This window comes from Ruegeria sp. CDSA077 (assembly GCF_059612265.1).
In genome coordinates this window covers 607,314-633,452 of the sequence record NZ_JBXWQG010000001.1, presented here as the reverse complement: position 1 = coordinate 633,452, position 26,139 = coordinate 607,314, and the positions used below count along the sequence as shown (strand labels likewise).

The 26,139-nt window shown below is 57.6% G+C and carries 24 protein-coding genes; 18 read left to right on the top strand and 6 right to left on the bottom strand.

The window, feature by feature from the left end:
* Positions 1 to 14 precede the first annotated feature (14 nt).
* Positions 15 to 1,085, top strand: coding sequence for a site-2 protease family protein (locus AC2FLE_RS03190; protein ID WP_496695193.1), 1,071 nt, complete (start codon positions 15 to 17; stop codon positions 1,083 to 1,085).
* Here the strand turns inward: AC2FLE_RS03190 and aroB are convergent, their stop codons facing one another.
* Both aroB and AC2FLE_RS03180 read right to left on the bottom strand, forming a co-directional pair.
* Positions 1,086 to 2,192 (bottom strand): 3-dehydroquinate synthase, encoded by a 1,107-nt coding sequence (gene aroB, locus AC2FLE_RS03185; RefSeq protein WP_496695191.1) that lies wholly within the window; start codon positions 2,190 to 2,192, stop codon positions 1,086 to 1,088.
* A complete protein-coding gene (locus AC2FLE_RS03180) occupies positions 2,193 to 2,780 on the bottom strand; it encodes a shikimate kinase (protein WP_496695190.1) in 588 nt (195 codons plus the stop codon). It lies immediately after the preceding gene.
* A 61-nt stretch (positions 2,781 to 2,841) separates the two neighbouring features.
* Here AC2FLE_RS03180 and AC2FLE_RS03175 point away from each other — a divergent pair, with 61 nt between their 5' ends.
* From AC2FLE_RS03175 to AC2FLE_RS03130, 10 genes are all read left to right on the top strand, one after another.
* Positions 2,842 to 3,009: a hypothetical protein gene (locus tag AC2FLE_RS03175; RefSeq protein WP_496696107.1), complete on the top strand. Its 168-nt coding sequence runs from the start codon at positions 2,842 to 2,844 to the stop codon at positions 3,007 to 3,009.
* On the top strand, positions 2,999 to 4,522 hold the full coding sequence (locus AC2FLE_RS03170) for a hypothetical protein (protein WP_496695189.1): 1,524 nt from the start codon (positions 2,999 to 3,001) through the stop codon (positions 4,520 to 4,522). Before AC2FLE_RS03175 ends, AC2FLE_RS03170 begins: the two co-directional genes overlap by 11 nt.
* Before the next feature lie 2 nt (positions 4,523 to 4,524).
* Positions 4,525 to 5,478 (top strand): site-specific tyrosine recombinase XerD, encoded by a 954-nt coding sequence (locus AC2FLE_RS03165; RefSeq protein ID WP_496677775.1) that lies wholly within the window; start codon positions 4,525 to 4,527, stop codon positions 5,476 to 5,478.
* Positions 5,479 to 5,541: 63 nt separating this feature from the next.
* Positions 5,542 to 6,849: an HlyC/CorC family transporter gene (locus AC2FLE_RS03160; RefSeq protein WP_142634257.1), complete on the top strand. Its 1,308-nt coding sequence runs from the start codon at positions 5,542 to 5,544 to the stop codon at positions 6,847 to 6,849.
* A gap of 93 nt (positions 6,850 to 6,942) precedes the next feature.
* Positions 6,943 to 9,360, top strand: a complete 2,418-nt coding sequence (locus AC2FLE_RS03155) for a GcvT family protein (RefSeq protein WP_496695188.1) — start codon at positions 6,943 to 6,945, stop codon at positions 9,358 to 9,360.
* Positions 9,361 to 9,391: 31 nt separating this feature from the next.
* A complete protein-coding gene (locus AC2FLE_RS03150) occupies positions 9,392 to 9,991 on the top strand; it encodes a nucleotidyltransferase family protein (protein WP_496695187.1) in 600 nt (199 codons plus the stop codon).
* Positions 9,992 to 10,744: 753 nt separating this feature from the next.
* Positions 10,745 to 12,181, top strand: coding sequence for a Do family serine endopeptidase (locus AC2FLE_RS03145; protein ID WP_496695185.1), 1,437 nt, complete (start codon positions 10,745 to 10,747; stop codon positions 12,179 to 12,181).
* 183 nt (positions 12,182 to 12,364) lie between these two features.
* Entirely contained in the window at positions 12,365 to 13,045 is a 681-nt protein-coding gene (locus AC2FLE_RS03140) for a response regulator transcription factor (protein WP_496695183.1), read from the top strand.
* Positions 13,038 to 14,408: a sensor histidine kinase gene (locus AC2FLE_RS03135; protein WP_496695181.1), complete on the top strand. Its 1,371-nt coding sequence runs from the start codon at positions 13,038 to 13,040 to the stop codon at positions 14,406 to 14,408. The genes AC2FLE_RS03140 and AC2FLE_RS03135 overlap by 8 nt, the downstream gene beginning before the upstream one ends.
* 75 nt (positions 14,409 to 14,483) lie before the next feature.
* Entirely contained in the window at positions 14,484 to 14,831 is a 348-nt protein-coding gene (locus tag AC2FLE_RS03130) for a TfoX/Sxy family protein (RefSeq protein ID WP_496696083.1), read from the top strand.
* Positions 14,832 to 14,885: 54 nt separating this feature from the next.
* On the opposite strand, the gene ndk is transcribed toward AC2FLE_RS03130, so the two are convergent.
* Both ndk and AC2FLE_RS03120 read right to left on the bottom strand, forming a co-directional pair.
* Positions 14,886 to 15,308: a nucleoside-diphosphate kinase gene (gene ndk / locus AC2FLE_RS03125; RefSeq protein WP_142634270.1), complete on the bottom strand. Its 423-nt coding sequence runs from the start codon at positions 15,306 to 15,308 to the stop codon at positions 14,886 to 14,888.
* A gap of 116 nt (positions 15,309 to 15,424) precedes the next feature.
* Positions 15,425 to 16,627, bottom strand: coding sequence for a multidrug effflux MFS transporter (locus tag AC2FLE_RS03120; protein WP_496695179.1), 1,203 nt, complete (start codon positions 16,625 to 16,627; stop codon positions 15,425 to 15,427).
* A gap of 106 nt (positions 16,628 to 16,733) precedes the next feature.
* On the opposite strand from AC2FLE_RS03120, the gene AC2FLE_RS03115 reads away from it, so the two are divergent.
* The 7 genes from AC2FLE_RS03115 to AC2FLE_RS03085 all read left to right on the top strand — a co-directional run bounded on the left by AC2FLE_RS03115 (position 16,734) and on the right by AC2FLE_RS03085 (position 23,664).
* On the top strand, positions 16,734 to 18,587 hold the full coding sequence (locus tag AC2FLE_RS03115; protein WP_496695177.1) for an ABC-F family ATP-binding cassette domain-containing protein: 1,854 nt from the start codon (positions 16,734 to 16,736) through the stop codon (positions 18,585 to 18,587).
* Positions 18,584 to 19,204: a MarC family protein gene (locus tag AC2FLE_RS03110; RefSeq protein ID WP_142634274.1), complete on the top strand. Its 621-nt coding sequence runs from the start codon at positions 18,584 to 18,586 to the stop codon at positions 19,202 to 19,204. Before AC2FLE_RS03115 ends, AC2FLE_RS03110 begins: the two co-directional genes overlap by 4 nt.
* A gap of 40 nt (positions 19,205 to 19,244) precedes the next feature.
* Entirely contained in the window at positions 19,245 to 19,826 is a 582-nt protein-coding gene (locus tag AC2FLE_RS03105; RefSeq protein WP_496695175.1) for a retropepsin-like aspartic protease family protein, read from the top strand.
* 48 nt (positions 19,827 to 19,874) lie between these two features.
* A complete protein-coding gene (locus tag AC2FLE_RS03100; RefSeq protein WP_496690685.1) occupies positions 19,875 to 20,501 on the top strand; it encodes an ImuA family protein in 627 nt (208 codons plus the stop codon).
* Between the two features lie 61 nt (positions 20,502 to 20,562).
* A complete protein-coding gene (locus tag AC2FLE_RS03095) occupies positions 20,563 to 21,777 on the top strand; it encodes an MFS transporter (protein ID WP_496695173.1) in 1,215 nt (404 codons plus the stop codon).
* Positions 21,774 to 22,370: a YceI family protein gene (locus AC2FLE_RS03090; RefSeq protein WP_496695171.1), complete on the top strand. Its 597-nt coding sequence runs from the start codon at positions 21,774 to 21,776 to the stop codon at positions 22,368 to 22,370. The genes AC2FLE_RS03095 and AC2FLE_RS03090 overlap by 4 nt, the downstream gene beginning before the upstream one ends.
* A 70-nt stretch (positions 22,371 to 22,440) precedes the next feature.
* On the top strand, positions 22,441 to 23,664 hold the full coding sequence (locus AC2FLE_RS03085) for an MFS transporter (RefSeq protein ID WP_496695169.1): 1,224 nt from the start codon (positions 22,441 to 22,443) through the stop codon (positions 23,662 to 23,664).
* Between the two features lie 33 nt (positions 23,665 to 23,697).
* On the opposite strand, the gene AC2FLE_RS03080 is transcribed toward AC2FLE_RS03085, so the two are convergent.
* Complete coding sequence (locus tag AC2FLE_RS03080; protein ID WP_496695168.1) at positions 23,698 to 25,368, bottom strand: flotillin family protein; 1,671 nt, start codon at positions 25,366 to 25,368, stop codon at positions 23,698 to 23,700.
* Between the two features lie 33 nt (positions 25,369 to 25,401).
* On the bottom strand, positions 25,402 to 26,118 hold the full coding sequence (locus AC2FLE_RS03075) for an OB-fold-containig protein (RefSeq protein ID WP_496695166.1): 717 nt from the start codon (positions 26,116 to 26,118) through the stop codon (positions 25,402 to 25,404).
* Positions 26,119 to 26,139: the final 21 nt, after the last annotated feature.

Below are 26,139 nucleotides of genomic sequence, written 5' to 3'. Positions count from 1 at the left end.
ACCGGAGACACATCATGACATGGTCCTTCTCGCTCGGCCGACTATTGGGGTCGGAACTGAAGGTCCATGTCACCTTTTTCCTCTTGTTGGCATGGGTTGGATTCGCTGCCTATTCTACCGGAGGGATGCAGGCCGCGATCGGGAATCTGATTTTCGTGCTTGCCCTTTTTGCATGTGTGGTCGCGCATGAGTTTGGTCACGCGCTGATGGCGCGGCGCTATGGCATAAAAACTCCGGACATTACTTTATTGCCGATCGGCGGTCTTGCCCGATTGGAACGGATGCCAGAGAACCCCATGCAAGAGGTATCGGTGGCTTTGGCCGGTCCTGCGGTAAACGTCATCATCTGGATCATCCTCGTCTTTTTGGGCGCAGGAATGCCATTTGAAACACTCGCCAATATTGATTCACCCGAGACCGGGCTTTTGAACCGCCTCGCCTATGTGAACCTTCTTCTGGCTGCCTTTAATCTCATCCCCGCATTCCCGATGGATGGTGGACGCGTTTTTCGCGCACTGCTCTGCCTGAGGATGGATCGGGTCAAGGCCACGCGCATTGCCGCATTTGCCGGTCAGATAGTGGCGGTAGGATTGGGGTTTCTGGGGCTAAGCACAGGCAATCCGTTGTTGGTTCTGATCGCGGTTTTTGTATTCGTTGCCGCCAATGCAGAAAGCCAGGACGTCGCAATGCGATCAGTGGCGCGTCAGGTTCTGGCCCGCGACGCCATGATCACCGAGTTTCACGCCCTATCGCCAACCGACACGCTTGCGACCGCCGCTCAAGCGGTCATTCACACCACTCAGCATGAATTTCCATTGTTGGATGCAACGGGGAAACTGCAGGGCTTTGTCACGCGCGACCGGCTGTTTGCTGCCCTCGCCAAAGATATTCCCCGGTCAGAATTGGCCAGTTCAATCATGGTTGAGGATATCCCGACAGTGACCCTGAGCAGCGGATTGGAAGCGGTTCTGAAACAGTTCCACGGGGGTGCCCCCGCAGTTGCCGTCTGCACGCGGTCAGATCAAATGGTCGGCTATATTACCCGTGAAAATATTGGCGAGTTAATGATCATTCGCGGGCGTTGATCAACCCAGCGCGTCCTTGAGGACACTCAAAACCGCATCCCGCGGAACATCCGACGTGACAAATGCCTGCCCGATGCCTCGGGCCAGAATGAAACGCAGCTGGCCATCGATAACCTTCTTGTCCTGCGCCATCAGCTCGACCAGCGCTTCGGCGTCGGGCAAATCCCCGTGGATATCGGAAATGTCGGTTTTCATGCCCATCGCACGCAGATGTGCCCGAACCCGGCTTGGGTCCTCTTGCGAACATAAACCAAGTCGCGCCGACAGTTCGAATGCCAGTGCGCATCCAATCGCAACGCCTTCTCCATGCAGCAAACGATCAGAATACCCGGTCGCAGCCTCAAGCGCATGACAGAACGTATGCCCGAGATTCAGCAGGGCGCGATCCCCCTGTTCGGTCTCATCACGAGCGACGATGTCGGCTTTCATCTGAACGGATCGGGTGACGGCCCGAACCCGCGCGGCCATATCCCCGCCCGAGACATCGGGGCCATGGCCCTCGAGCCATTCAAAGAATGCCGCATCCCCCAACAGCCCGTATTTTACGACCTCACCATAACCGGACAGGAAATCCCTGTCGGTCATTGTGCCCAGAACCGAAGTATCCGCCAGCACCAGTGAGGGTTGATGAAATGCGCCAATCAGGTTCTTGCCCTGCGGTGCGTTGATCCCGGTTTTGCCGCCGACCGAACTGTCGACCTGCGCAAGCAGCGAAGTTGGTATCTGAACAAACCGTACGCCCCGGCGCAAAACGGCCGCGGCAAATCCGGCGAGATCACCTATAACCCCACCTCCGAGCGCAACCACCACGTCACGCCGCTCGATTTTCTCGGCTAACAACCATTCGACCGCACGCTCAAAATGCGGCCAGCTTTTGGTCGCTTCGCCCGCGGGCAGCGCCAATGCGGACATTTCGATCCCTGCGCTGGCCAACCCATCCCGCAACGCGTCAAGATGCAGGCTCGCCACGTTTTCATCGGTCAGAACCGCTACTTTGGGTCGCGGTAGCAAAGGCGCTATGCGCTGACCGGCCTGCGTCAGCAGATCGGGGCCGATCTCAACATCATAGGACCGATCCCCAAGCTCAACATGTACGGTTTGGTGCATCTATTTCCGTTCCAAAACATCAGGTCGCGTCATAAGAGCTTTGACGACACGCTCTACCATATCTTCAATCGAGACATCCCCGTCGGAGGAAACCGCCAGATCGGCGCGTTCATAGATCGGAACACGCTGATCGTACAATGCAAGAAGGGTCGCAAACGGATTTTCGGTGCGCAAAAGCGGGCGCGTATCCTTGTGGCGAACGCGGTTCCACAACACACCCAAATCGGCGCGCAACCAAACGGACACCCCACGTTGAGTGATCATGTCGCGGTTTTGTTCAGTCATAAAGGCACCGCCGCCAGTAGAAAGGATACCTTTTTCCTCGACCAAAAGCCGCCCGATGACCTGGCTTTCCTTGCTGCGAAAAAAGGCTTCGCCATCACGCTCGAATATCTCGGGGATGGTCATGTTGGCCGCTGATTCGATTTCGGCATCGCTATCGAGGAAAGGAACCCTCAACCGAGCGGCCAATGCGCGGCCTACGGCGGTCTTTCCGGCCCCCATCATACCTACAAGCACCACTGTTTTGTGCAGTGTATAGTCCGAAACGGCAGATGCCGCATGGGTGTTATGCTTAATTTCGCTCATTTCATCGTGAATGACGTGATCTTAGGAAAAATGCCAGTTATAACTTGGTCAAAAGAGAAAATTGAGGCAGCGTTTGACCATGGGCCGTCTGATCAAGTTCCTGATATATCTGATTTGCCTGTGTTTCATCGGGCTGGTGGGATATGTCTACCTGGGTGAGTTTTTTGGTGCGGATTTCTCTGCGCCGCAAAGCGAGGTCAGGGAGCCGGTAATACTGAATGTCGAATAAAGTGGCGGTGGTTGCGCTGTTTCTTGCAGGAACAGCGCAGGCGCAGCAGGAACCCCTTTCTGTTATTGAATGGCTGGCCAATCCTCCGGAAAATCTTCCGGGGACGGTTTTGCTTGAGCCACCCGTGGCGCAGCCCGGCGGTCAGCCCGATGTTCTTGTGACCCCACTTCAGGCATTGTCACAACCCCTGGGCCTGGTTGCTTCGACTGTCACAGGATTGCCTGTCGACATGTGGCAGAACAGCGATCCCCAACGCCTGTCCGAACTGATCGAAAGCGTCCCGGTCAAGTACAACCCTGCAATGCAGCGTTTGCTGTTCACGTTGCTTTTAACCGAAGCTCGGGCACCGACGTCCAGTAAAGGGGAAGAGATTTTGCTTTTGGCGCGGCTCGACCGCCTCATGCATCTTGGCGCTGCGGACCCCACGCAATCATTGGTACAGCTGGCAGGCCCGACGAACAGTCTTGACCGATTTCAACGCTGGTTCGACGCCACCCTTCTGACCGGGGATGAAGATCGCAGTTGCACGGCGCTGATTGCTCAGCCGCATTTGTCACGGGACTATGCCGCTCAGATTTTCTGCAAGGCCCGGCGTGGGGATTGGGACTCGGCCGCTCTCACGCTTGAGGCAGCCCATGCCCTACAGGTTCTGGCACCACAAGAGCTGGAGGTTCTGGACAGGTTTCTAAGCCCTGAACTGTACGAAGACGCCGAGTATCTGCCGCAACCGGACGACCCCTCGCCCCTGATGTTCCGCTTGTTCGAAGCTATTGGCGAACGTTTGCCCTCGGCTGCTTTGCCCCGCGTCTTCGCAAATGCAGATCTGCGGGATGTTGCGGGCTGGAAGGCTCAGGTCGAAGCCGCAGAACGGTTGACCCGCGTTGGAGCGCTAACGCCAAATCAACTGCTGGGGCTCTATACAGAACGGTCTCCGGCTGCGTCTGGAGCCGTATGGGACCGGGTATCGTCGATACAGCGGTTCGAAAATGCACTGGATTCTGGCAATTCGGCAAAGATCGCCAAAGCTCTGCCGGTGGTTTGGAACCAGATGCGCAATATCGGCCTGGAAGTACCATTCGCTGAACTTTTCGCCGGGCGCCTCTCTCAGGTCAAACTACAGAAACCCTCGGCCGAGGATCTGCGGTGGCGCATTCTGTTGCTGTCAGATCTATATGAAACAGCGGCGTTGTCGGCTCCGGACAATTCTGAAGAAAGTCAGTTTCTGGCTGCGCTGGCTCAGGGTGATCCGGGGCGCGCGCCCTCCCCTTCGCCGCTGGCGGATGCCATCGCAGAGGGGTTTGCATGGGCGGCGCCGGTGCCAACCGATATCAGCAACATGCTGGACGAAGGCCGCCTCGGTGAGGCGCTTCTGGAGACGATGGTCCTGTTTGCCCATGGATCGCGGGGAAATCTGGTCGACCTGACAGCAGCCATGGCAACCCTGCGCCGGGTCGGTCTAGAAGATACCGCGCGCCGCGCCGCGCTGAACCTGCTGATCCTGCAGGGCAAGTGATCATGACGTCTCCGGGCTCTGACGAAATCTGGATTTCGACCTTTCTGGAAGCACAGGCCGCCGAGTTAGGCGCTGCCCAAAATACGCTTGTTGCCTATGGCCGCGATCTCAAGGATTTTGCGGCCTGGCTGCGGCGCCGGAAAATTGGGTTTGCCGAGGCCGACGCCAAGCAGGTTGAGGATTACCTGATCAGTTGCGACGCACAGGGATTGGCTCAATCCACCCGCGCCCGCCGTTTGTCTGCCATAAAACAGATTTATCGGTTCGCATTCGAGGAAGGCTGGCGTTCGACAAACCCCGCGATCAAGATCAAAGGCCCAGGACGGCCAAAGCGGCTGCCGAAAACTCTGGATGTATCCGAGGTGGACCGGTTATTGGTTGCTGCGCGCGAAAGCGGGCGAAACAACATCGAAAAGCTGCGCAATACCTGCCTGATGGAAATCCTGTATGCCACCGGGATGCGTGTCACTGAACTGGTATCGTTGCCGGTGTCATCGGCGCGCGGCGATCCGAGGATGCTCTTGGTATTGGGAAAAGGCGGCAAAGAGCGGATGGTTCCACTGTCCCCTCCGGCTCGACAGGCGCTTTCGGCATGGTTGGCGGCTCGGGATGAGACTGAGGAAAAGCGTGTTACAAAGGGTGGGCAGAGTTCCCGATTTCTTTTTCCTTCACGTGGCAAGGCCGGGCATCTGACTCGGCATATGTTCTATCATCTGATCAAGGAACTGGCGGTTCACGGTGGGGTCTCGCCCGAAAAGGTTACACCGCACACCTTGCGTCACGCTTTTGCGACACATCTTCTTGCCAACGGTGCCGATTTGCGATCGATCCAAACATTGCTTGGTCACGCGGATGTGGCGACCACAGAAATCTATACTCATGTCCTGGAAGAACGGCTGGCTGAGCTGGTGTTGCAGCATCACCCATTAGCTAAAGATCCAGTTGAAAAGGGCTAACTCCTTGATCCAGTCAAGCCGCGCCCCCATAACAGACGCAGAAACACAAGCAGCTAAGGACCGATGGAACCCTCAACTTCTCTGATCGACGGCACATTCTGGCTTACGTCCGGTGCCATATTGCTATTGCTCTTCTTATCGGGGTTTTTCTCGGGTTCTGAAACGGCTCTGACGGCCTCGTCACGCGGCAAGCTGCGGGCGCAGGCGGACAAAGGGTCGCGCGGGGCGCAGAAGGCTCTGGACATCACCGACGATAACGAACGGCTGATCGGATCGGTTTTGCTGGGCAACAACCTGGTCAACATTCTTGCGGCCTCGTTGGCCACAGCGATGTTCACGCGCCTCTTTGGCGAAAGCGGCGTAGCATTGGCAACCCTGGTCATGACCTTGCTGGTTCTGATCTTTGCTGAAGTTTTGCCCAAGACCTATGCCATAACCAATTCGGAAAAAGCGGCATCCGCCGTTGCTCCGATCATCAGCGTGGTTGTCACCTTATTCTCACCGGTCGTTTCGGCCGTACGCCTATTGGTACGGGGAGTTTTACGCCTGTTCGGTGTACAGATCGACCCGGATAGCAACATTCTGGCCGTGCGCGACGAAATCGTTGGGGCCCTGCATCTGGGCCATTCCGAAGGCGTGGTCGAGAAGGAAGACCGTGACCGTATTCTGGGCGCCTTGGATCTGGGTGAACGTGCGGTTGAAGAGATCATGCTCCATCGTTCGAATATCGAGATGGTTGATGCGGATGACGCTCCCGAGGCGATCCTGAAACAATGCCTTGAAAGCCCCCATACACGCCTGCCTGTCTTTAGGGACGAACCAGAAAACATCGTTGGGGTTGTTCACGCCAAAGACCTGTTCCGCGCTATGTATGCTCATGCAGGAAGCAGCGAACGTGAAAACAACCGACTGAAAGAGTTCGATGTCTCAAAGGTAGCGAACGCCCCTTATTTTGTGCCTGAAACGACCACTCTGGACGATCAGATGCGGGAATTCCTGCGGATGCATAGCCATTTTGCGCTGGTGGTCGACGAATATGGTTCACTCAGGGGTCTGATCACGCTTGAAGATATCCTCGAAGAAATCGTCGGCGAGATTGCTGATGAGTTTGACATTGATGAGGACGTCCCGGTAACGCGAACCGAAGACGGCCAGTACCTTGTTGAAGGCGCCATGACGATCCGCGATGTAAACCGCGCGATGGAATGGTCTTTGCCCGACGAAGAGGCCAATACCGTGGCCGGTCTGGTCATCCACGAAGCGCAGATGATCCCGATCACGGGTCAGGTATTCTCGTTTCACGGTTTCAGATTCGAAGTCGTCGCGCGCGAAGGCAACAGGATCACAGAGCTGAAGATCCGTCCCCTCTGATCCTCTCGCTGCGACAGCCTTTGTCGTGAACGGAACAGTATCCCTGGTTCTGCGATTGCAGGCTTTGACTATATCGCAAGGGGAGTCCGTGACGTGAAGACAACAACTCAGGTAGCTGTAATCGGTGGCGGCGTTGTCGGGTGTTCGGTTCTTTATCACCTGACCAAGCTGGGCTGGTCGGATGTGATGCTGCTGGAGCGGTCCGAATTGACCAGTGGCTCGACCTGGCACGCGGCGGGTGGTTTCCACACCTTGAACGGCGACACTAATATGGCCGCACTGCAAGGCTATACGATCCGGCTGTATAAAGAGCTGGAAGAGATCACCGGCATGTCCTGTGGCCTGCACCACGTTGGCGGCATAACGTTGGCCGACGACCGCGACCGGTTTGACATGCTCTTGGCCGAACGTGCCAAGCACCGCTTTATGGGGTTAGAGACCGAAATCGTAGGCCCTGAAGAGATAAGGAAAATCGCACCGATCACCAATACCGACGGCATCATCGGCGCGCTCTATGATCCGCTGGACGGGCATCTTGATCCGTCCGGAACCACCCATGCCTATGCCAAAGCGGCGCGGATAGGCGGCGCAACAATCGAAACCCATTGCATGGTGCACGAAACAAATCAGCGCGCCGATGGCACCTGGGATGTGGTCACCAACAAGGGCACGATTCATGCTGAACATGTGGTCAACGCTGGTGGGCTCTGGGCGCGCGAGGTTGGCGCCATGGCCGGTGTCTATTTCCCGCTGCATCCGATGGAACATCAGTACCTGGTCACCGACTCGATCCCCCAAATTGAGGCAATTATCGACGCAGGTGGCGAACATCCCCATGTCATGGATCCCGCCGGCGAAAGCTATCTGCGGCAAGAGGGACGCGGTCTGTGCATCGGCTTTTATGAACAAACCTGCAGGCCCTGGGCTGTCGACGGCACCCCGTGGGATTTCGGTCACGAGCTTCTTCCCGATGATTTCGACAAGATCACCGATAGTATTGAATTCGCTTATCGCCGCTTTCCTGTTCTGGCCGAGGCTGGTGTGAAATCGGTGATCCACGGGCCGTTTACCTTTGCACCGGACGGCAATCCTCTGGTCGGGCCGGTTCCGGGGTTGCGCAACTATTGGTCGGCCTGCGGCGTGATGGCCGGGTTCAGCCAGGGCGGCGGCGTTGGTCTGACACTGGCGCAATGGATGATTGAGGGTGAGCCAGAGCGCGACGTCTTTGCGATGGACGTGGCGCGGTTCGGGGATTGGATCAGCCCGGGCTATACCCGTCCAAAGGTCATCGAGAACTATCAGAAACGGTTCAGCGTCTCTTATCCGAACGAGGAATTGCCGGCAGCCCGCCCAGCCCGCACAACGCCGATGTATGATATCTTTACCGATCTTGGTGCTGTGTGGGGTCAGCAATACGGGCTTGAGGTGCCCAATTACTTCGCCCAGGGGGATGAACCAGGCTATGAAACGCCCTCGTTCCGCCGATCCAACGCATTCGATGCCACCGGGCGCGAAGTTCGGGCCGTGCGATCAGGTGTTGGCATCAACGAAGTGCACAATTTTGGCAAATACCGCATTGTTGGACCTGCTGCCCGTGATTGGCTGGATCGGATCATGGCGGGCCGAATCCCGAAACCGGGCCGCGTGTCGCTAACCCCGATGCTATCACCAAAGGGCAAGCTGATCGGTGATTTTACCGTTTCCTGTCTTGATGAGACCGAGTTCCGCCTGACCGCCTCCTACGGCTCTCAGGCGTTTCACATGCGCTGGTTCCTGCAAAATGCGCAGAATGGCGTGACTGTCGAAAACATCAGCGATCGGCAGAACGGGTTCCAGATCGCAGGCCCAAAAGCCACGCAGGTTCTGGCGGCCTGCACCCGTGATGACCTGAGCGGATTTCGGTTCCTCGATCTGCGCCGTATGACCGTTGGGATGACCGACTGTATCGTCCAGCGCGTCAGCTATACCGGCGATTTGGGGTACGAGATTTACTGCGATCCCATGGCACAAAGGCAGTTGTGGTGGACCTTATGGCAGGCCGGGCAAGAACGCGGCATCGTTCCATTTGGCATGCGCGCGATGATGAGCCTGCGTCTGGACAAGTTCTTTGGATCCTGGATGCGAGAATTCTCGCCTGACTACACAGCCGCGGAAACCGGTCTGGATCGGTTTATTTCCTTCTCTAAGAACGCCAATTTCATTGGCCGCGCAGCTGCCGAGGCTGAACGCGCCTCTGGCCCTGCCCGCCGACTGGTCGCGTTCGAGGTTGATGCCGAGGACGCTGATGTCAACGCGTATGAGCCGATTTGGCTGGACGGAAAAGTCGCCGGTTTCTGCACTTCGGGTGGCTATTCACACTATGCAGGCAAGTCCATTGCCATGGGGTTTCTGCCAACAGACCGCGCTGTGGACGGGCTGGAAGTAGAAATCGAAATACTTGGCCAGTTGTGCAAGGCACGCCTGATCTCAGAACCGTTATTCGACGCCGATGGCGCGCGTATGAGGGGATGACACTGCGTTCATACGTCTGCATTGTCGGCGCATGACGCGAATACCCATCATCCTTCTGGCCGCCGGACAATCTCGGCGTATGCGAGGCGCAGATAAGCTGCTGCAAGAGATTGATGGCTGCCCGCTGCTGCTCCGTTCCGCCCAGACAGCACGGGCCGCATCGTCGGTTATTGTTGCCCTGCCGTCCAAGCCTCATCCCAGGTACGACGTGTTGCAGGGGCTGGACCTGCATCTGGTCGAAATCGCAGATGCGGAGAAAGGTATGAATGCCAGCTTACGAGGGGCCCTGTCTGCTGTTGGGCCAGAGGCCGAAGCCGCCATGGTTCTGCTAGCTGACCTGCCTGAAATCACTCTGGATGACCTTCAGACGCTGATCAAGGCGACTAAGGCGTATCCGGATAAGCTGATCTGGCGCGGGTCGACGGCGTCAGGACAGCCTGGCCACCCTGTGATCTTCAGCCGTCTCCTGTTTGATCAGATCAGCCGCCTGACCGGAGACGAAGGCGCACAATCTGTGGTTCGGGACCATCGGGACAAGATCCATCTGTGTGTGCTCCCCGGCCAACATGCCGTGCTGGATCTGGACACGCCCGAAGCATGGGATATCTGGACCAAAAATCGCAACAGTTAAAACGAGTACGGCCCGGTCGATGAAGACCGGGCCGGTTACCCAATTAAGGACTACCACTTTTCACTGATCCTGAAAGCGCGTCCAGAACACACTAGGCATTCCGAATATTCCGCAACCGAACCTAAACAAGACCCCCTCGTTAACATGCCGCTCAGCGCTTCCAGAGACTGTGACAAGCCGTTGGCACCCCCTAGTGCCGCCGACTTCCCTTCGCTTGGGCAAGACCATCGTCACCTATCAGATGCTCTCAAACAACGTAAAATTGGCCTAAACTTGCATTTTCTGATGTTTCAGTTTGGTTTTTACGCAACATCTCTCTCAATGCGTTTCTACTATAGGTTGTTCGTCCGAGAAAATCTAAAAGCAAGTACACTCCATTTATCACAGACCATATATATAACATGTTCATAATATGATATGTTTCCGGCAAATTCAGCCTATGAGACCAGATCCACTCACAACCAATGGCTGTGTCATAAATCCATCAATTTCCGAGAGCTCGCTTTGTTTATCAAACAGATTTAATTCAACTAAAATCATCATTTGACTGCCGAACAGGCAACAATCCACCGATTCTAACCTTATGATTCGGAAGATTTCCGCGAATCTTTGCCACCCGACGCCGGGATAGAGCCTCTCGTTTGTGGCAAAATTAAGATTTATTAACCAACCAATCAGGAAAGTCACAGACTGATGCAGCATCTCTTGATCCAAGGCGCGGCCAGTGTCGCGTGCTTCAATCAGGAGACCAAAATGAGCATCCGTAAATCCTCTCTTCTTATGCCACGCACATCAAACTGGATAGGCGTCTCAGCGCTGAGTGCGGCATTGTTGGCGACGACCGCCCTGCCCTCGAAAGCTGACGAAGCGCTGGCTGATTTAGTTGAGAGCGTGTCACCTTCTGTCGTGACCATCATCGCGGAACAAAACGCCGCCAAGGGCCCGGAAAACGGACAGCAGTTTGATTTCGAAGGCCAACCTTTCGGTGAGTTCTTCAAACGCTTTGGCGTGCCTGAAGGGTTCGATGCCCCCCGACGTGGTCCGTCTCAGGGTTTGGGGTCAGGTTTTGTACTGGATGAAGCCGGGTACATCATTACGAACCATCACGTGGTCGACGATGCAGCGACCGTGACCGTGCGCCTCAATGATGACCGAACTTTTGAGGCTGAGGTGATCGGTACCGACCCGTTGACCGATATCGCGGTTCTCAAGATCGACGCGGGCGAGCCACTTCAGGCCGTAGAGCTTGGCAATAGCGATGTGATCCGTGTGGGCGAGGATGTTGTCGCCATCGGGAACCCGTTTGGCCTCAGCTCGACCGTGACGACCGGGATTGTATCGGCCAAGGACCGCAATATTTCGCAGGGACCTTATGCCGAGTTCATCCAGACGGATGCGGCCATCAACAAAGGCAATTCCGGTGGCCCGCTGTTCAACATGGATGGTGAGGTTATCGGCGTGAACTCGGCCATTTATTCCCCGAGCGGTGGGTCGGTCGGGTTAGGTTTTGCCGTCACGTCGAACATTGTGGACCATATTGCCGCGGATCTGCGCGATGATGGCCAGGTCAGCCGCGGTTGGCTGGGTGTGTCAATCCAGAATGTCAGCCCTCAGATCGCTGCGGCGATGGGAATTGATGCCTCAAACGGCGCATTGGTTTCGGACGTTGTTGCCAACAGCCCTGCCGAAGGCATCCTGGAACAGGGCGACGTCATCCTGACCTTTAACGGCGAACCCGTCGCGTCCAGCAGCGACCTGCCGATCCTTGTCGGGACTACCAAGGTTGGAACAGAAAGCACGCTTACAGTTTTACGCAACGGCAGTGAGCAAGACATAAAGTTGACGATTGGACAACATCAGTCCGCATCGGCCGAAATGGACAAGTCAGTGGATGAAGGCATTTCGGGCACCGCCCTGGGCGTCACCGTTGCACCGCTAACAGAAACCAACCGTGCGGAACTGGGCGTGGCCGAGAATATTGACGGTGTGATCGTCACGGACCTGAAACCGGACAGCCCTGCAGCCAAAGCCGGTCTTCAGCGTGGCGACGTGATCGTGAAGCTGGGCAACCAGGATACGGCCACTCCTGACGCGCTGAAAGACGCGCTGGACAGCGAAAAAACCGATCCCGCGCTTGTCCTGATCAACCGTGGCGGCAACCAGATCTTTGTTGCGGTGGAAATCGCCTGATCGAACACCTGCGCGCGCCACGTGATGGGGAGATCTGGCGGGCGCCTCTCTGGCATGATTGAATTGTCCGCAATCTGCTGGAGCAGCCGGGTGCGCTACGACGCACCCGGCATCTAAACCGGTCAAATCTTGTACTTTGTTTGAAAAATTGTGTTTAAGTTCCGGTAGAAAGGATTTCAGATCATGAGCCGACGCCTGTTGATCGTTGAAGATGATGAAGACACCCGGGAATTCATAGCAAAAGGGTTCAGCGAGGAAGGATATGTCGTCGAACAGGCCGCGGATGGGCGCGAAGGGCTGTATCACGCCACAGATGGTGGCTTTGACGCCATCGTTCTGGACCGAATGCTGCCCGGTCTAGACGGCCTGTCACTGATCAAATCCATGCGCGCCGCGGGTCTGAAAACTCCGGTTCTGATGTTGACCGCAATGAGCGCGGTCGATGAGAGAGTCAAAGGCCTGAGGGCCGGTGCAGATGATTATCTGGTCAAACCGTTCTCTTTTCAGGAACTGCATGCGCGGATCGAAGCTCTGTTAAGACGCCCGCAGGAATCTGAGGAAAACCCGACCCTGACCTGCCGCGATCTGGATATGGATTTGCTGACCCGCAAAGTCACCCGCAACGGGCGAGAGATTACCCTGACACCGCGTGAATTTCAGATTTTGGAATTCTTCCTGAGACGCAAGAACCGCGTAGTGTCACGCACTATGTTGCTGGAAGGTGTCTGGGATTATCATTTCGACCCGAACACCAATGTGGTTGACGTCCATATCTCGAAACTGCGCCGCCAATTGGATGAAGGCGGAGAGATCCCGTTGATTGAAACAGTCCGGGGCGCAGGTTACATGATGTCTGATGGATAACCTACGGCTTTCGTTCAATAATTCCAGAACACGTTTGGTTCTGGCCAGCATGGTTCTGAGCACATTGCTGACAGCCACCGTGCTGGCCCTTGTCTATGTCACCGCAAATCGCAGTATCGAAAGCGAAACCCGCTCGGTGGTTTCCGCGGAATTGACCGGTCTGGCCGATGAATACGAAAGGCGCGGGCTCATCGGTTTGCTGACAGCCATCGAACGCCGTATTCCCACCGCCTCTGAACGGGATGCCCTTTACTTATTGACCGACCGCAACGGGACGAAATTGGCTGGCAACCTGAGGCAATGGCCCGATGACATCACTGCCGGAAGTGGTTGGGTCCAACTTGAGCTGCGACGCTCGGACAGCGAACAGCTGGTGCCAATCTCGGCTGCATCCATTCGTCTGCCGGGCGGAGAACGCCTGCTAGTCGGGCGGGATGCGTTGGCACGACAGCAGTTTGACCGTGTTCTTTTACGCTCGGTCGGCTTCGCGCTGGCAATCGCGCTGGCGCTGAGCGTCCTGACAGGCTGGCTGTTTACCAGGCTCGTCTTTTCGCGCCTGTCTGACATCGCCTCGACCGCAGAAAATATCGTTTCAGGCGACCTGTCGCGCAGGATGCCCTTGCGCGGGACCGGTGATGAATTCGATCAAGTTTCAGGTACGCTCAATACGATGTTGGACCGGATCGAGGAGTTGGTCAGCAATCTACGGACGACCTCGAATTCGATCGCGCATGATCTACGCTCTCCTTTGTCGCGGTTGAAACAGCGGGTCGAATCCCTGTCAGATAGCCGCAAATCCGAACAGGATCGCGAAATCGACATCGCGCGCGCGACGACCGAGGTTGATCATGTCCTGCGGGTTCTGGGCCAACTGACTGAGATTTCGCGTGCCGAAGCAGGTGTCGGGCGAGAGCAGTTCGAAGATGTCGACCTTAAGCAACTCGTGGCGGACGTGGTCGAGCTCTATGATCCGGTTGCCACGGATCAGGGCGTAACACTTGAAGTTACGGGGTCAACTGCCCCCCTTCCCGGCCACCGCCCCCTTTTATCTCAGGCACTGTCCAACCTGTTGGAAAATGCTCTGCGATACGCGCCTGATGGTTCGACCATCACGATCAATATTGCGGATGACGGCCTGTATACCAACCTCAGCGTGCGGGATCACGGCCCCGGTGTACCACAGGACGATCTGGCCCGTCTGCAGATGCCCTTTGTGACACTCGATCCCGCCCGGACCGAGCGCAATGCAGGTCTGGGCCTGGCTTTGGTCGCAGCGATATCGCATATGCACAAAGGCATGTTCGACGCCAGCAACTGTGATCCCGGCCTTGAAGCTACTATTCGTCTTTCGCGCAAACCCTGATCCAGTGATCATGAACCGCGAAGGTAAAAAAAGGATCGGGTGACAGTAATTCTGACACCGGTTAAAACGTCGATTATGTCTGACCCGATCTCAACTATCCGTAATCTCGGCCCGGCCTATGAACAGGCTTGCGCGCGTGCCGGTATCCACTCAGCCCAGCAACTGCGCGAGATAGGCCCCGACGCGGCCTACGCAAAACTCTTGCAGGCAGGATCGCGCCCTCATTTCATCGGCTATTATGTTTTGGTGATGGGGCTGCAAGGCCGCCCCTGGAACGATTGCAAAGGCGAAGAGAAAAAGGCCCTACGGCAAAGGTTCGACGCAATCAAAGCCAGCAACAGCACTGCGCCGCAAACGAAGATGATTGCCGACTTGGATGCGATCGGCGTCCGGGTATCTTCGGACGATTTGAAACACGCATAGAAAAAGCCGCCCCCGACCCCGGGAGCGGCTTTATAGGCTTGATCTTAAAACAGATTAGCCGACCAGTTCGATGCCCGAGAAGAAATAGGCGATCTCAACCGCTGCGGTTTCCGGTGCGTCTGAACCGTGGACCGAGTTCTCGCCAACCGATTCAGCGAACTCAGCGCGGATGGTGCCAGGGGCCGCATCTGCGGGGTTGGTAGCGCCCATGACTTCGCGGTTCTTGGCAATGGCGCCTTCGCCTTCCAGAACCTGTACAATAACCGGCTCGGACGACATGAATTCGCACAGTTCGTCATAGAACGGGCGCTCGGCGTGGACGTCATAGAACTTGCCAGCTTGTGCTTTGGTCATGTGAATGCGCTTTTGCGCTACGATGCGCAGACCGGCCTCTTCAAACTTGGCGTTGATCTTGCCAGTCAGGTTGCGGCGGGTTGCATCGGGTTTGATGATCGAGAATGTGCGTTCCAGTGCCATGTCGGCCTCTCCTTAAAATTGGGCGCGGGGCCCGCGCCGAAATCCATCGCGGGCCGCGTATCATGGTCTGTAGCTTATGAAAAGTGTTATGATGCCCTGCTCCGGCGCTTTGCCGGTCACAATGTGCCGGGCAACGGGTCCAGACTGTCGATCCTACGAACATAGAGCACGGCCAGAAGGCCGATAAAGCTGCACCCGCACATCATGCCAAGCACAAGAAAAGGTCCGTTTTCAGGGCTGACAAAGGCGCCGGTGATCGTCGTCAGAACCGCCCCCAGCGCAACGATCATTGCACCTGACAGGCCCGCCGCGCTGCCTGCCAGTTTGGGACGAACCGACATCACGCCCGACGATGCATTGGCGTTGGTCAGTCCATTGCCGAAACCGACACAGATGGCCGAGCCGAAAAAGACCCAAACCGTACCAAGCCCGACCCAAAACAGAAGCAGCCCGCAAAGCGGCCCTGCCGTGGCCACATTCCGCCCTATCAGGATCATCGTTGTTAACTGCGTCCGCGCCGCCAATCGGCCAGTGACAAAATTCCCGACCATGAACCCGCCGGTGATAATGCCGATCCCAAGACCCAGCATCGCGGGGCTCAGATCAAACCAAGCAGCTGCAACCAACGGTGCACCGGTGATAAAACTGAAAAAGCCGCCGATCGAAAATGCCGCGCACAGGGCATAACCCCAAAACCTTCGGGCGCGGAACAGATGCGGATACTCCTTCAGCTGAGCCGCGAATGTTGGGGCGCGGTTTATATTGGTCTCTCCCATATCAAACCACAGCAAAGCCAGCAGACCGGTGCCAAGTAAGGAATACAGAATAAACCCCGAGCGCCAACCGAACAGCATGTCCAACGCGCCGCCCAACATCGGTCCTAGCATTGGCGCCAGCGCCATAGCCATTGCGACATAGCCCAGCTTGCTGGCCGCCTCGTTGGGGGGATAGCGGTCGCGGATTGAGGCGCTGGACAGCACAGACCCGGCGACGACCACAGCCTGAATGAGGCGAAAACCCAGAAACACCCAGATTGACCCAGCCAGCACGCAGCCGATGGATGCGACCACGAAGATCGACATGCAGATCAACAGGACCGGTCTGCGCCCATATCGATCCGACAGAGGACCCATGATCAGTTGCAGCACAGCAGAAACCGCCAGATATCCCGCAACCGCCAGATTCATCACGCCATAATCCACCGCGAAATCTTCGCTCATATGCGCCAGCGAGGGCAGGAACATATTCAGCGTCAGCACCGACAGCGCCGTGGCAAAGACCAGCGTGACCAACGACGGAGGTGTTCGGGCTGTATGCATGATGGAACCGTGTGAAAACTTCAGGCAAATCAGCGCTAACACATTGAATGCCGGTTGAACATGCAAGCTGCTGGTGGCGGCATAACAGCTCTGCTAAGAGCAGCATATGTTACGGATCCAAGACATCACCTATGCCGTTGAAGGCCGCCCTTTGTTCGAGGGCGCAAGCGCAACCATCCCCGATGGCCACAAGGTTGGACTAGTGGGGCGCAATGGCACCGGCAAGACCACCCTGTTTCGCTTGATCAGGGGGGAACTGGCGCTGGAATCGGGCAGTATCGCAGTCCCGAAACGGGCGCGTATTGGTGGCGTGGCGCAAGAGGTGCCCTCGTCCGATGTCTCGCTGATCAATACCGTTCTGGCCGCCGATACCGAGCGCAGCGCGTTGATGACTGAAGCCGATAGTGCCACGGACCCCGGACGCATCGCCGATATTCAGACCCGGCTGGCCGATATAGACGCCTGGTCGGCCGAAGCGCGCGCAGCCTCGATCCTCAAGGGGTTGGGGTTCGATGACGAGGATCAGTTGAAACCCTGTTCGGACTTTTCCGGCGGCTGGCGCATGCGCGTCGCGCTAGCAGCGGTGCTGTTCTCGCAGCCTGATCTGTTGCTGCTGGACGAACCGACCAACTATCTGGATCTGGAAGGCGCTCTGTGGCTGGAAAGCTATCTGGCGAAATACCCGCACACGGTGATCATCATCAGCCATGACCGCGGGTTGCTGAACCGCGCTGTGGGGTCGATCCTGCATCTGGAAGACCGCAAGCTGACCTATTACGCGGTGCCTTACGATAAATTCGCGGAACGCCGCGCCGAACGTCTGGCACAGGCGGAATCGGAAAACACCAAGGCCAAGGCGCGCATCGCGCATCTGCAAAGCTTCGTGGATCGCTTTCGCTATAAGGCGTCCAAAGCAGTTCAGGCTCAGTCGCGGCTGAAGATGATCGAACGCATTCAGTTGGTCTCGACCCCGCAAGAGGCTGCTCTGCGCGCTTTTTCCTTCCCAGAACCCGAAGAACTGTCGCCCCCGATCATTCAGATCGAAGGCGGTGTGACGGGATACGGCGAGACCGAGGTGCTGCGCAGACTGAACCTGCGCATTGATCAGGATGACCGTATCGCGCTGCTGGGCAAGAACGGTCAGGGCAAATCGACCCTGTCCAAGCTGCTGTCTGATCGTCTGCCGTTGATGGCTGGCAAGATGAGCCGCAGCACCAAGCTGCGCATCGGCTATTTTGCACAGCATCAGGTGGATGAGCTGCATGTGGACGAGACGCCCTTGGATCATCTCCGCCGATTGCGCCCGAATGAAGCACCGGGCAAGTGGCGCTCGCGTTTGGCCGGGTTCGGATTGAATGCCGATCAGGCAGAAACCAAGGTCGGGCGGCTGTCCGGCGGTCAAAAGGCGCGCCTGTCGCTGCTGCTTGCCACCATCGACGCCCCGCATATGCTGATTCTGGACGAACCGACCAACCATCTGGACATCGAAAGCCGCGAGGCGCTGGTTGAGGCATTGACCGCCTATTCCGGGGCCGTAGTGCTGGTCAGTCATGACATGCACCTACTGTCGCTGGTGGCGGACCACCTCTGGCTGGTCTCGGACGGATCCGTCAAACAGTTTGACGGGGATCTGGAATCCTATCGGTCCCTACTGCTGGGCCGCGACAAACCTGTTAAGGAAAAGCCGCTGACGGCCAAGCCCAAACGCCCATCGCGCGAGGTGGTTCTGACCCTGCGCGCCGATCTGCGCAAATGCGAGGAACGGATCGAGAAATTGACGGATATGCACGAAAAGCTCTCGGCCAAACTGGCGGACCCCAGTTTGTATGAAGATGACAAGATCAACGACCTGGCAATCTGGAACCGGAAATTTGCCGAGGTGGTCAAGGCCATGCAAAAAGCCGAGGCACTTTGGGTGGTTGCAGCAGAGCGGCTGGAACAGGCAGAGACCGCAGCATGATGGATACAGCCTTTCTCATCACCTCGTTTACAACATTGCTTGTGGTCATTGATCCGCCAGCACAAACGCCGATCTTTGTGGCCCTGACACAAGGCATGGATCGGCATGCGCGTTATACAATAGCGGTGCGCGCCTGTCTGACAGCGGCTGGGATTCTGGCCATGTTCGCCGCATTCGGCGAGGCGGTTCTGGGCTTTATTGGCATCTCGATGGAGGCGTTCCGCGTTGCGGGCGGAGTTCTGTTGTTCCTCACAGCGCTGGACATGCTGTTCGAACGGCGCACCAAGCGGCGCGAAAACAGCGCCGAAGAAGAAGAGCATCCTGATCCTTCGGTATTTCCGCTGGGTATTCCCCTGATTGCAGGACCCGGCGCGATTGCCACAATGATCCTGCTGGCCGGGCAGCATCCGGGCATAGAGGGTCTGGCCGTGGTGATCGGCATGATGTTGATCGTAGTGGCGATGGTGTTCGTCACCTACTTGTCTTCAGGCGCGGTGGCACGAATTCTGGGCAAGACCGGGCTGAATGTGCTGACCCGCCTGTTGGGCATGCTGCTGGCGGCCTTGTCAGTTCAGTTTATCTTGGATGGGCTAAAAGCCTTTGGATTTGCGTCATAAATCCCCATATTGGATTCGAGTGACGCAGTAAGGTAGCGGTATGGACGGCGACAGCATCGCAAATCTGGTCTATCTTGGATTGCTGGGCGCAGCGGTCGTGGCCTGGTTTATCTCTCAGAACCGGCAAAGCCTGAACAAAACGTTGCAACAGGCTCTGGCCTGGGTGTTTATTTTTATCGGTATCATTGCCGCTTATGGACTGTGGGGCGATATCCGCAGCACTGTGGGCCCTGCCCCGCAGATGACCGTGACCGGCGAAAGCATTGAAGTGCCGCGCGCCTATGACGGGCATTACTATCTACCGGTTCTGGTCAACGGAGAACCCATCACCTTTTTGGTCGATACCGGCGCCAGCCAGATTGTGTTGAACGAGGCGGATGCCAGACGCATCGGTGTTGACCCCGATCAGCTGAACTATTTCGGGCGGGCCCTGACGGCCAATGGCGAGGTGCGCACCGCCCCGATACGGCTGGACAGCCTTGAACTGGGGCCGATCACGGATCGCAATGTCTCGGCCTGGGTGAATGAAGGGGCGCTAGATCAGTCCTTGCTCGGCATGGATTACTTGCACCGGTTCTCGAATATTCAATTCGCGGATGGGCGTCTGATCCTGTCGCGCTGATGCCCTCTCGATATTGAGAACATAATGAGAACATGCTAGAGTAATAGCATGTCCACACATCTTCTTGGCCGCAAGCCTGCACGACAAATGGCGGGGCTGCAGCTCCATCCGCAGATCACCCTGCAACTGGCCCGCGTGCACGAGGCCTGCGGCCCCGCCCGGCGCAGCTTTGCCATGTGGTTGGCCGGTCAGGCACAGGGGCCGGTGTTGTGGATTTCCCCCGCGTGGGAGGCCAGCCAGTTGCACCCGGGTGGGATGATGGCCTTTGCCGATCCTGCTCGGTTCCTGTTTGCCCGCCCCAACCATGCCGAGGACCTGCTGTGGTGCATGGAAGAAGCGTTGCGCAGCGGGGCAACCCCACTGGTGATCTGCGATCTGCCCGAGGCACCCGGCCTGACGCCGGTCCGACGGATGCATCTGGCCGCGGAACAAGGCGGCACGATGGGGCCAGCCCCGCTGGGCCTGTTACTGACCCCTGGCGATGGCGGCGCACAGGGGGTTGAAACCCGCTGGCACATGGCTGCGGATCATCACGCCGGGGTTCCCTGCTGGACCCTGACTCGCCGTCGCGCCCGCGCCCTGCCCCCGGTCAGCTGGCAGGCCACCCAGACCAAGCCACATGCCGGGCTGAACCTGACGCGGATCAAGGCCCAAGATGTGTATTGGGGTGAATAAGTTACGCGGCTCACGGTACTTGTGACTAGCCAAGTGCCACATCCAACCCTAGCGTTCCGGTATGAGCCATCCAATCCATGACAGCCGCTATTCTTGGCTTCGCCTTCTGATCACCCTCGCAATCGCTACGGTGGCGAATGTGGGCATGTGGGCGGTAATCGTCGTGATGCCCGCGATCGAGGCGCAATTCAGCGCCGGTCGGGCCGAAGCCTCATTTCCCTATGTCTTGTCGATGATCGGGTTTGCACTGGGGAACATGTGGCTGGGGCAACTGGTTGATCGGTTGGGCGTGACCAAGGCACTGATCGGTGCCGCCCTTCTGAGCGCGGTCAGCTATCTGCTGGCAACATGGGCGCCGAATATGCTGCTCTTGTCACTGGCCCATCTGCTGTTGGGGTTGGGCACGGCTGTTGGTTTTGGCCCTCTGATCGCGGACATCTCACACTGGTTCATGAAACGCCGCGGGATCGCAGTGGCGTTGGTTGCCAGCGGAAACTACCTGTCCGGGGCGATCTGGCCTACGCTTCTGTCAGGCATCCTTGCACGTGAAGGATGGCAGCAGGTCTATCTGACGCTGGCGGTCATAACGCTGCTCGTTGTCATCCCCCTGTCTCTGCTGCTGCGCCGGCAAGTCCCGATCGAGGCCCATCAGACCGCCGCCGCCAATGCGCAGATCAACGCGCGCAGCGTGGGAATATCGCCGCGCAGCTTGCAATACGTTCTTGGTCTGGCCGGAATCGGCTGTTGCGTGGCCATGTCGATGCCGCAGGTCCATATCGTGTCCTACTGCGTCGGGCTCGGATATGGCCCGGCGGTCGGGGCCGAGATGCTCTCGCTGATGTTGCTGGGCGGCGTGGTCAGCCGAGTGATCTCGGGGTTGGTCGCCGACAAGCTGGGCGGGTTGATGACATTGCTGGTCGGCTCTTTCCTGCAATGTATCGCCCTATTTCTGTTCCTGCCCTATGACGGGATGGCCTCACTTTACATTATCAGCCTCATGTTCGGTCTGGCGCAGGGCGGCATTGTCCCCAGCTATGCGCTGGTCGTACGTGAATATATGCCCCCGCAAGAGGCCGGAGCACGCGTTGGCTTTGTCATGATGATGACCATCATGGGCATGGCACTGGGCGGATGGATGTCCGGCTGGATTTACGACTTAACCGGAAATTATCAACTGGCCTTTATCAATGGCATCCTCTGGAACGGGCTGAACATCGCTATCCTGCTGATGTTGCTAAGGCGATCGCGGCCCCGCAGGCAGGAGGTCATGATATGACCCAACTGACAAGGCGCGCTGTACTGTCCGGGTTGACCGCCCTTCCATTTGCGCACCCGGCTCTGGCCGGGTTGCGTCCCTATGAACTGGTCCGCAATGGCACTTCCGTAGATTTTACGTTCGAGCTGTCCGGCATCACACAGTCCGGAACCATGCCGATACAATCTGCAGATATCCGAATTGACATGACCGACCTGGCCAACAGCCGGGTGGATGTCTCGCTAAACGTCGCCAAGGCGCGCACCAACCTGCCCTTCGCCCGCAAACCGATGCTCAGCGCTGGGGTTCTGGACGCCACAGGATTTCCCACAATTAATTTCACCTCGACCGATATTCAGCTTGGCGAAGGTGGACGTATCTCGAACGGGGCCGAGATCACAGGAGATCTGACCTTGCGTGGCGTAACGCGACCAATCACATTGCGCGCCAATATTTTTCGCCCGCCCGGCAGCGCCCGAGACAACTTGAATAACCTCTCCATCCAACTCAGCGGTTCACTGAACCGTCACGAATTTGGCGCCTCGGGTTATTCCGACCTCGTAAAGGAAACTGTTGGCCTTGATATCCGGGCCAAGATCAAAAAGACTGGATAGATCAAAAACGACGCCACAAAGTCGATAAGCTGCGCGCACCGCGCTGGAAATATCGCAATCTGAGCCCATCATGCGCACGATCATTTCCTTTGCCGCCCTATTTCTTTCCGTCATTCTGCTTCAACTGTCCACCGGTGGCGTTGGCCCGCTGGATGCGATTTCCGGCCTGACCCTGAATTTCACCACCGGGCAGATTGGCCTGTTGGGCTCGGCCCATTTCGTTGGCTTCTTTGTCGGATGCTGGTGGGCCCCGCGCCTGATGGGAAGCGTCGGCCATTCGCGGGCATTTGCCGTTTGCACAGCTTTGGGCGCAATGGGGTTGCTGGGGCACACACTGACCGACGACCCCTATATCTGGGCGATGCTTCGGATCGCGTCAGGCGCCTGTGTCGCCGGGTGCTACACAGTGATCGAGGCCTGGCTGAACGCAAAGGTCACGAATGAGACGCGCGGGCGCGCCATGGGCACCTATCGCATCGTCGATATGGGCGCGTCCCTCTGCGCTCAGCTGATCATCGCAGTTCTGCCGCCAGCATCATATGTCTCGTATAACTTGCTGGCGATCCTGTGCTGCGCTGCCCTTTTACCACTGACACTGACGCGCGCCAGCCAGCCCGAAACGCCCGACGCCCCGCGGCTGCGCCCGAAACTGGCCTGGAACAGCTCTCCTCTGGCGGTGGCAGGGGTGGTGGTTGCCGCGTTAAGCTCGGCGTCCTTTCGGATGGTTGGCCCTGTTTACGGGCAAGAGGTCGGGCTTGGCGTCGATCAGATCGCGTTTTTCCTGGCGTCTTTCGTGCTGGGCGGCGCGTTGGCGCAATATCCGATGGGATGGCTGGCCGATAAATACGACAGGCGCTGGGTACTGATCTGGCTTTCGGTAGCCGCCGTCCTAAGCTGCGGTGTGACCATGGCCGCCAGCAACACCGGGACCGTCGGCGTCATGCTGGCCGCGTGTTTGTTCGGCTTTACGACCTTCCCGATTTTCTCGGTTTCGTCCGCGCATGCCAACGACTTTGCCACAACCGAACAACGGGTCGAGCTCTCTGCCGCGCTGATGTTTTGGTATGCGCTTGGTGCGATTGCTTCGCCTTACGTGTCATCCACTTTGATCCAATCCTTTGGACCCGGCGCGCTTTTTGCCTTTGTAGCGCTTGGCCACGTGTTCCTGATCATCTTTGGTCTGGCGCGGATGCGGTCTCGACCAACACCCGAGGAACGCACCAGTTATGTCTATTCACCGCGGACCTCGTTTACCATCGGACGCTTGCTGAAACGATCCCGCGAGGGGCGATAGAAAAAGGGCCGGGAAAATCCCGGCCCATTCGCTTTAGTGTTCGGTATGTGGTTCCTTGTCGACAACTTCGACCTCTTCCACCGGATCAACCGTCGGCTCGAGCGCGCCGTTGACGATACCGCCCACACCGTTCTCCATCGATAGGCCCAGCTCTTCGCCCAGCTTTTTCAGCGCGGGCATCTGCACGGCCATGCCCATGATCGAATCCAGCGCCTGATTCACAACAGGCTTGTCGCCACTCGCGGCTCCACCACCACCGGCTGTTCCGATCCCGCCGACCTGATGGATCTTGATCGAATCGATCTTTTCGGCAGGTTTCACCATTTCCGCAATGATCGTCGGCATCGCCTCAATCCGGGCCAGATCAACCTTCAGACGGATTTGATCGACGGACAGGGCATTGTCAGCCTCGACAATCGCGCGCTTACCTTCCGCTTCGGCCAGCATGTCGTTCTTCTTGGCCTCGGCGCGAATATTCAGCGCATCCGCTTCGGCCTGCGCCTCTTCGCGGCGCGCCTCAGCACGGTCGGCGGCGGCCTCTTTCTCGGCCTGGGCGGCCAGACGGATGGCTGTGGCCTGACGTTCCGCCTCACGCGTCGCTTCGATCAGCACGATCTGCTTCTGACGCTCGGCTTCGGCCACATCGCGGGCGGTAACCACCGCTTCGGTCGCTTTGGTCGCCTCGGCGCGGGCCAGATCAGCAGATGCACGGGCGCGGCTTTCCTCTTCGGATTTCTGCGCGATGATGATCTGACGCTCTTGCTCGGCAACCTCCAGCTCGCGCTCTTTCGAGATCTCGGCCTCGCGGATTTTACGCTCGCGTTCAATGTCAGCGCCACGAATGGCTTCTTCACGGGCAATCCGGGCGCGCTCGGTTTCACGTACCGAATCTTCGGTCCGCGCGGCAATCTCGGCCTCTTGCGCCACGCGCAGGGTTTCGATCTGTTGCGTCTGTTCGATGCGCGCCTGCTCTTCGTCCTTGTCGATCAACAGCTTCTGACGCTGAGCTTCCATCGCTGCACGGCGCACTTCCACCTCGGCATCCGCATCAATCTGCGCCCGCTCTTTTTTCGAGGTCGCAATCACCTCGGCCAGCTTGCGCATACCCACGGCGTTAAAGGCGTTGTTTTCATCCAGCGCTTCGAACGGGGTCTGGTCCAGCGCGGTCAGCGAGACCGATTCCAGCGACAGACCATTTTTCAGCAAGTCTTCGGAGACGGCATTCTGCACCTCTTGCACAAAATCGGCACGGTTTTCATGCAGACCGTCCATGGTCATCTGCGCAGCCACGGCACGCAGACCGTCGATCAGCTTGCCTTCGATCATTTCCCGCAGTTGTTCGACATCGAATGTGCGGGCGCCCAGGGTTTGGGCGGCACGTGCGATGCCCTCTTCCGTGGCCATGACCGAGACATAGAACTCGACCCCCACGTCAACACGCATCCGGTCTTTGGTGATCAAAGCGGCCTCGGCGCTGCGCTGCACCTCAAGACGCAGGGTCTTCATGTTGACGGGGCTGACCTCGTGCAAAAGCGGCACGACTATGACGCCACCATCCATGATGACTTTCTTACCGCCAGCACCGGTTTTCACCAGGCTCACCTCGCGGGTTGCGCGGCGGTACAGTCGGGCCAGTACAAGGCCAATGAACATAACGACCGCTAAAATGGTCACAACTGTGACGGCTAGGAATGTAAGTTCCATGCAAAATCCTCCGATTTGGGGTTGTTGAATTGGTTAGTTTGACAAGCCGACCAGAACGAACCGGTCGCGCCGTCGGTCGCGCAGGACAAGCACTTCGGTGCCTTGTTCCAGCGTATCCTTGTCCTGCAGGGGCTCAGCGCGCAGGTAATGCGCATTGCCAAAGCGGTCCATGACCCGCACTTCGGCCGGGCGGCCTCGGGATGCCGTCCCTTGCGAGATGAAACCGCGACGGCGGGCCAGCATCCGTTCGGACATAGCCTCGGTCTCGGTTTTCGGCAGCAGGCGGGCAAAGACCGCGCTAAAGCCACGCGCAAACCAGATGCCAAAGGCCCCGGCCGGGATCGCGGCCATCCATGAGGGCAGATCAAAGCCCATCACATCACGCAGGCCCAGTTGCAGGCCGATGCCCGACAGGCCGAAACCAGCCAGCAAAACCACCAGCCAGATCATAAAAGGCACTTTGCCAAAGCCCAGCCAGCTTGCAGGACCGTCCGAGGTCACAACCGGCGTTTCCGCCGCAACCTCGGCCAGCTCGAACTCACCCAGATCAACATCCGCGTCCAGATCAAGTTCGAAATCACCAATGTCCAATTCCGGAGCGTCAACCAGATCAAGGTCAACCTCGCCCTCACCCGCCATCAGGCTTCCACCCAGCAACAGCGCCACCAGTTCCAGCCCCAAAAGGCCAAACAACAGCGCAATCGCAATCGTAAAGGGCACAAATGCACCCTCGAGTAGAAAGCTGAACATCAGTGGGCTGTCTCCGTTATT

Excerpts from the sequence above, each read along its gene's own strand:
- AC2FLE_RS03160 (WP_142634257.1), top strand. The coding sequence starts at position 5,542 with ATGGAACCCTCAACTTCTCTGATCGACGGCACATTCTGGCTTACGTCC.
- AC2FLE_RS03145 (WP_496695185.1), top strand. The coding sequence starts at position 10,745 with ATGAGCATCCGTAAATCCTCTCTTCTTATGCCACGCACATCAAACTGG.
- ndk (WP_142634270.1), bottom strand. The coding sequence starts at position 15,308 with ATGGCACTGGAACGCACATTCTCGATCATCAAACCCGATGCAACCCGC.
- AC2FLE_RS03105 (WP_496695175.1), top strand. The coding sequence starts at position 19,245 with ATGGACGGCGACAGCATCGCAAATCTGGTCTATCTTGGATTGCTGGGC.
- AC2FLE_RS03115 (WP_496695177.1), top strand. The coding sequence starts at position 16,734 with ATGTTACGGATCCAAGACATCACCTATGCCGTTGAAGGCCGCCCTTTG.
- AC2FLE_RS03120 (WP_496695179.1), bottom strand. The coding sequence starts at position 16,627 with ATGCATACAGCCCGAACACCTCCGTCGTTGGTCACGCTGGTCTTTGCC.
- AC2FLE_RS03095 (WP_496695173.1), top strand. The coding sequence starts at position 20,563 with ATGAGCCATCCAATCCATGACAGCCGCTATTCTTGGCTTCGCCTTCTG.
- AC2FLE_RS03085 (WP_496695169.1), top strand. The coding sequence starts at position 22,441 with ATGCGCACGATCATTTCCTTTGCCGCCCTATTTCTTTCCGTCATTCTG.
- AC2FLE_RS03090 (WP_496695171.1), top strand. The coding sequence starts at position 21,774 with ATGACCCAACTGACAAGGCGCGCTGTACTGTCCGGGTTGACCGCCCTT.
- AC2FLE_RS03165 (WP_496677775.1), top strand. The coding sequence starts at position 4,525 with ATGACGTCTCCGGGCTCTGACGAAATCTGGATTTCGACCTTTCTGGAA.
- AC2FLE_RS03170 (WP_496695189.1), top strand. The coding sequence starts at position 2,999 with ATGTCGAATAAAGTGGCGGTGGTTGCGCTGTTTCTTGCAGGAACAGCG.
- AC2FLE_RS03190 (WP_496695193.1), top strand. The coding sequence starts at position 15 with ATGACATGGTCCTTCTCGCTCGGCCGACTATTGGGGTCGGAACTGAAG.
- AC2FLE_RS03135 (WP_496695181.1), top strand. The coding sequence starts at position 13,038 with ATGGATAACCTACGGCTTTCGTTCAATAATTCCAGAACACGTTTGGTT.
- AC2FLE_RS03075 (WP_496695166.1), bottom strand. The coding sequence starts at position 26,118 with ATGTTCAGCTTTCTACTCGAGGGTGCATTTGTGCCCTTTACGATTGCG.
- AC2FLE_RS03150 (WP_496695187.1), top strand. The coding sequence starts at position 9,392 with ATGACGCGAATACCCATCATCCTTCTGGCCGCCGGACAATCTCGGCGT.
- AC2FLE_RS03180 (WP_496695190.1), bottom strand. The coding sequence starts at position 2,780 with ATGAGCGAAATTAAGCATAACACCCATGCGGCATCTGCCGTTTCGGAC.
- aroB (WP_496695191.1), bottom strand. The coding sequence starts at position 2,192 with ATGCACCAAACCGTACATGTTGAGCTTGGGGATCGGTCCTATGATGTT.
- AC2FLE_RS03080 (WP_496695168.1), bottom strand. The coding sequence starts at position 25,368 with ATGGAACTTACATTCCTAGCCGTCACAGTTGTGACCATTTTAGCGGTC.
- AC2FLE_RS03100 (WP_496690685.1), top strand. The coding sequence starts at position 19,875 with ATGTCCACACATCTTCTTGGCCGCAAGCCTGCACGACAAATGGCGGGG.
- AC2FLE_RS03110 (WP_142634274.1), top strand. The coding sequence starts at position 18,584 with ATGATGGATACAGCCTTTCTCATCACCTCGTTTACAACATTGCTTGTG.
- AC2FLE_RS03130 (WP_496696083.1), top strand. The coding sequence starts at position 14,484 with ATGTCTGACCCGATCTCAACTATCCGTAATCTCGGCCCGGCCTATGAA.
- AC2FLE_RS03140 (WP_496695183.1), top strand. The coding sequence starts at position 12,365 with ATGAGCCGACGCCTGTTGATCGTTGAAGATGATGAAGACACCCGGGAA.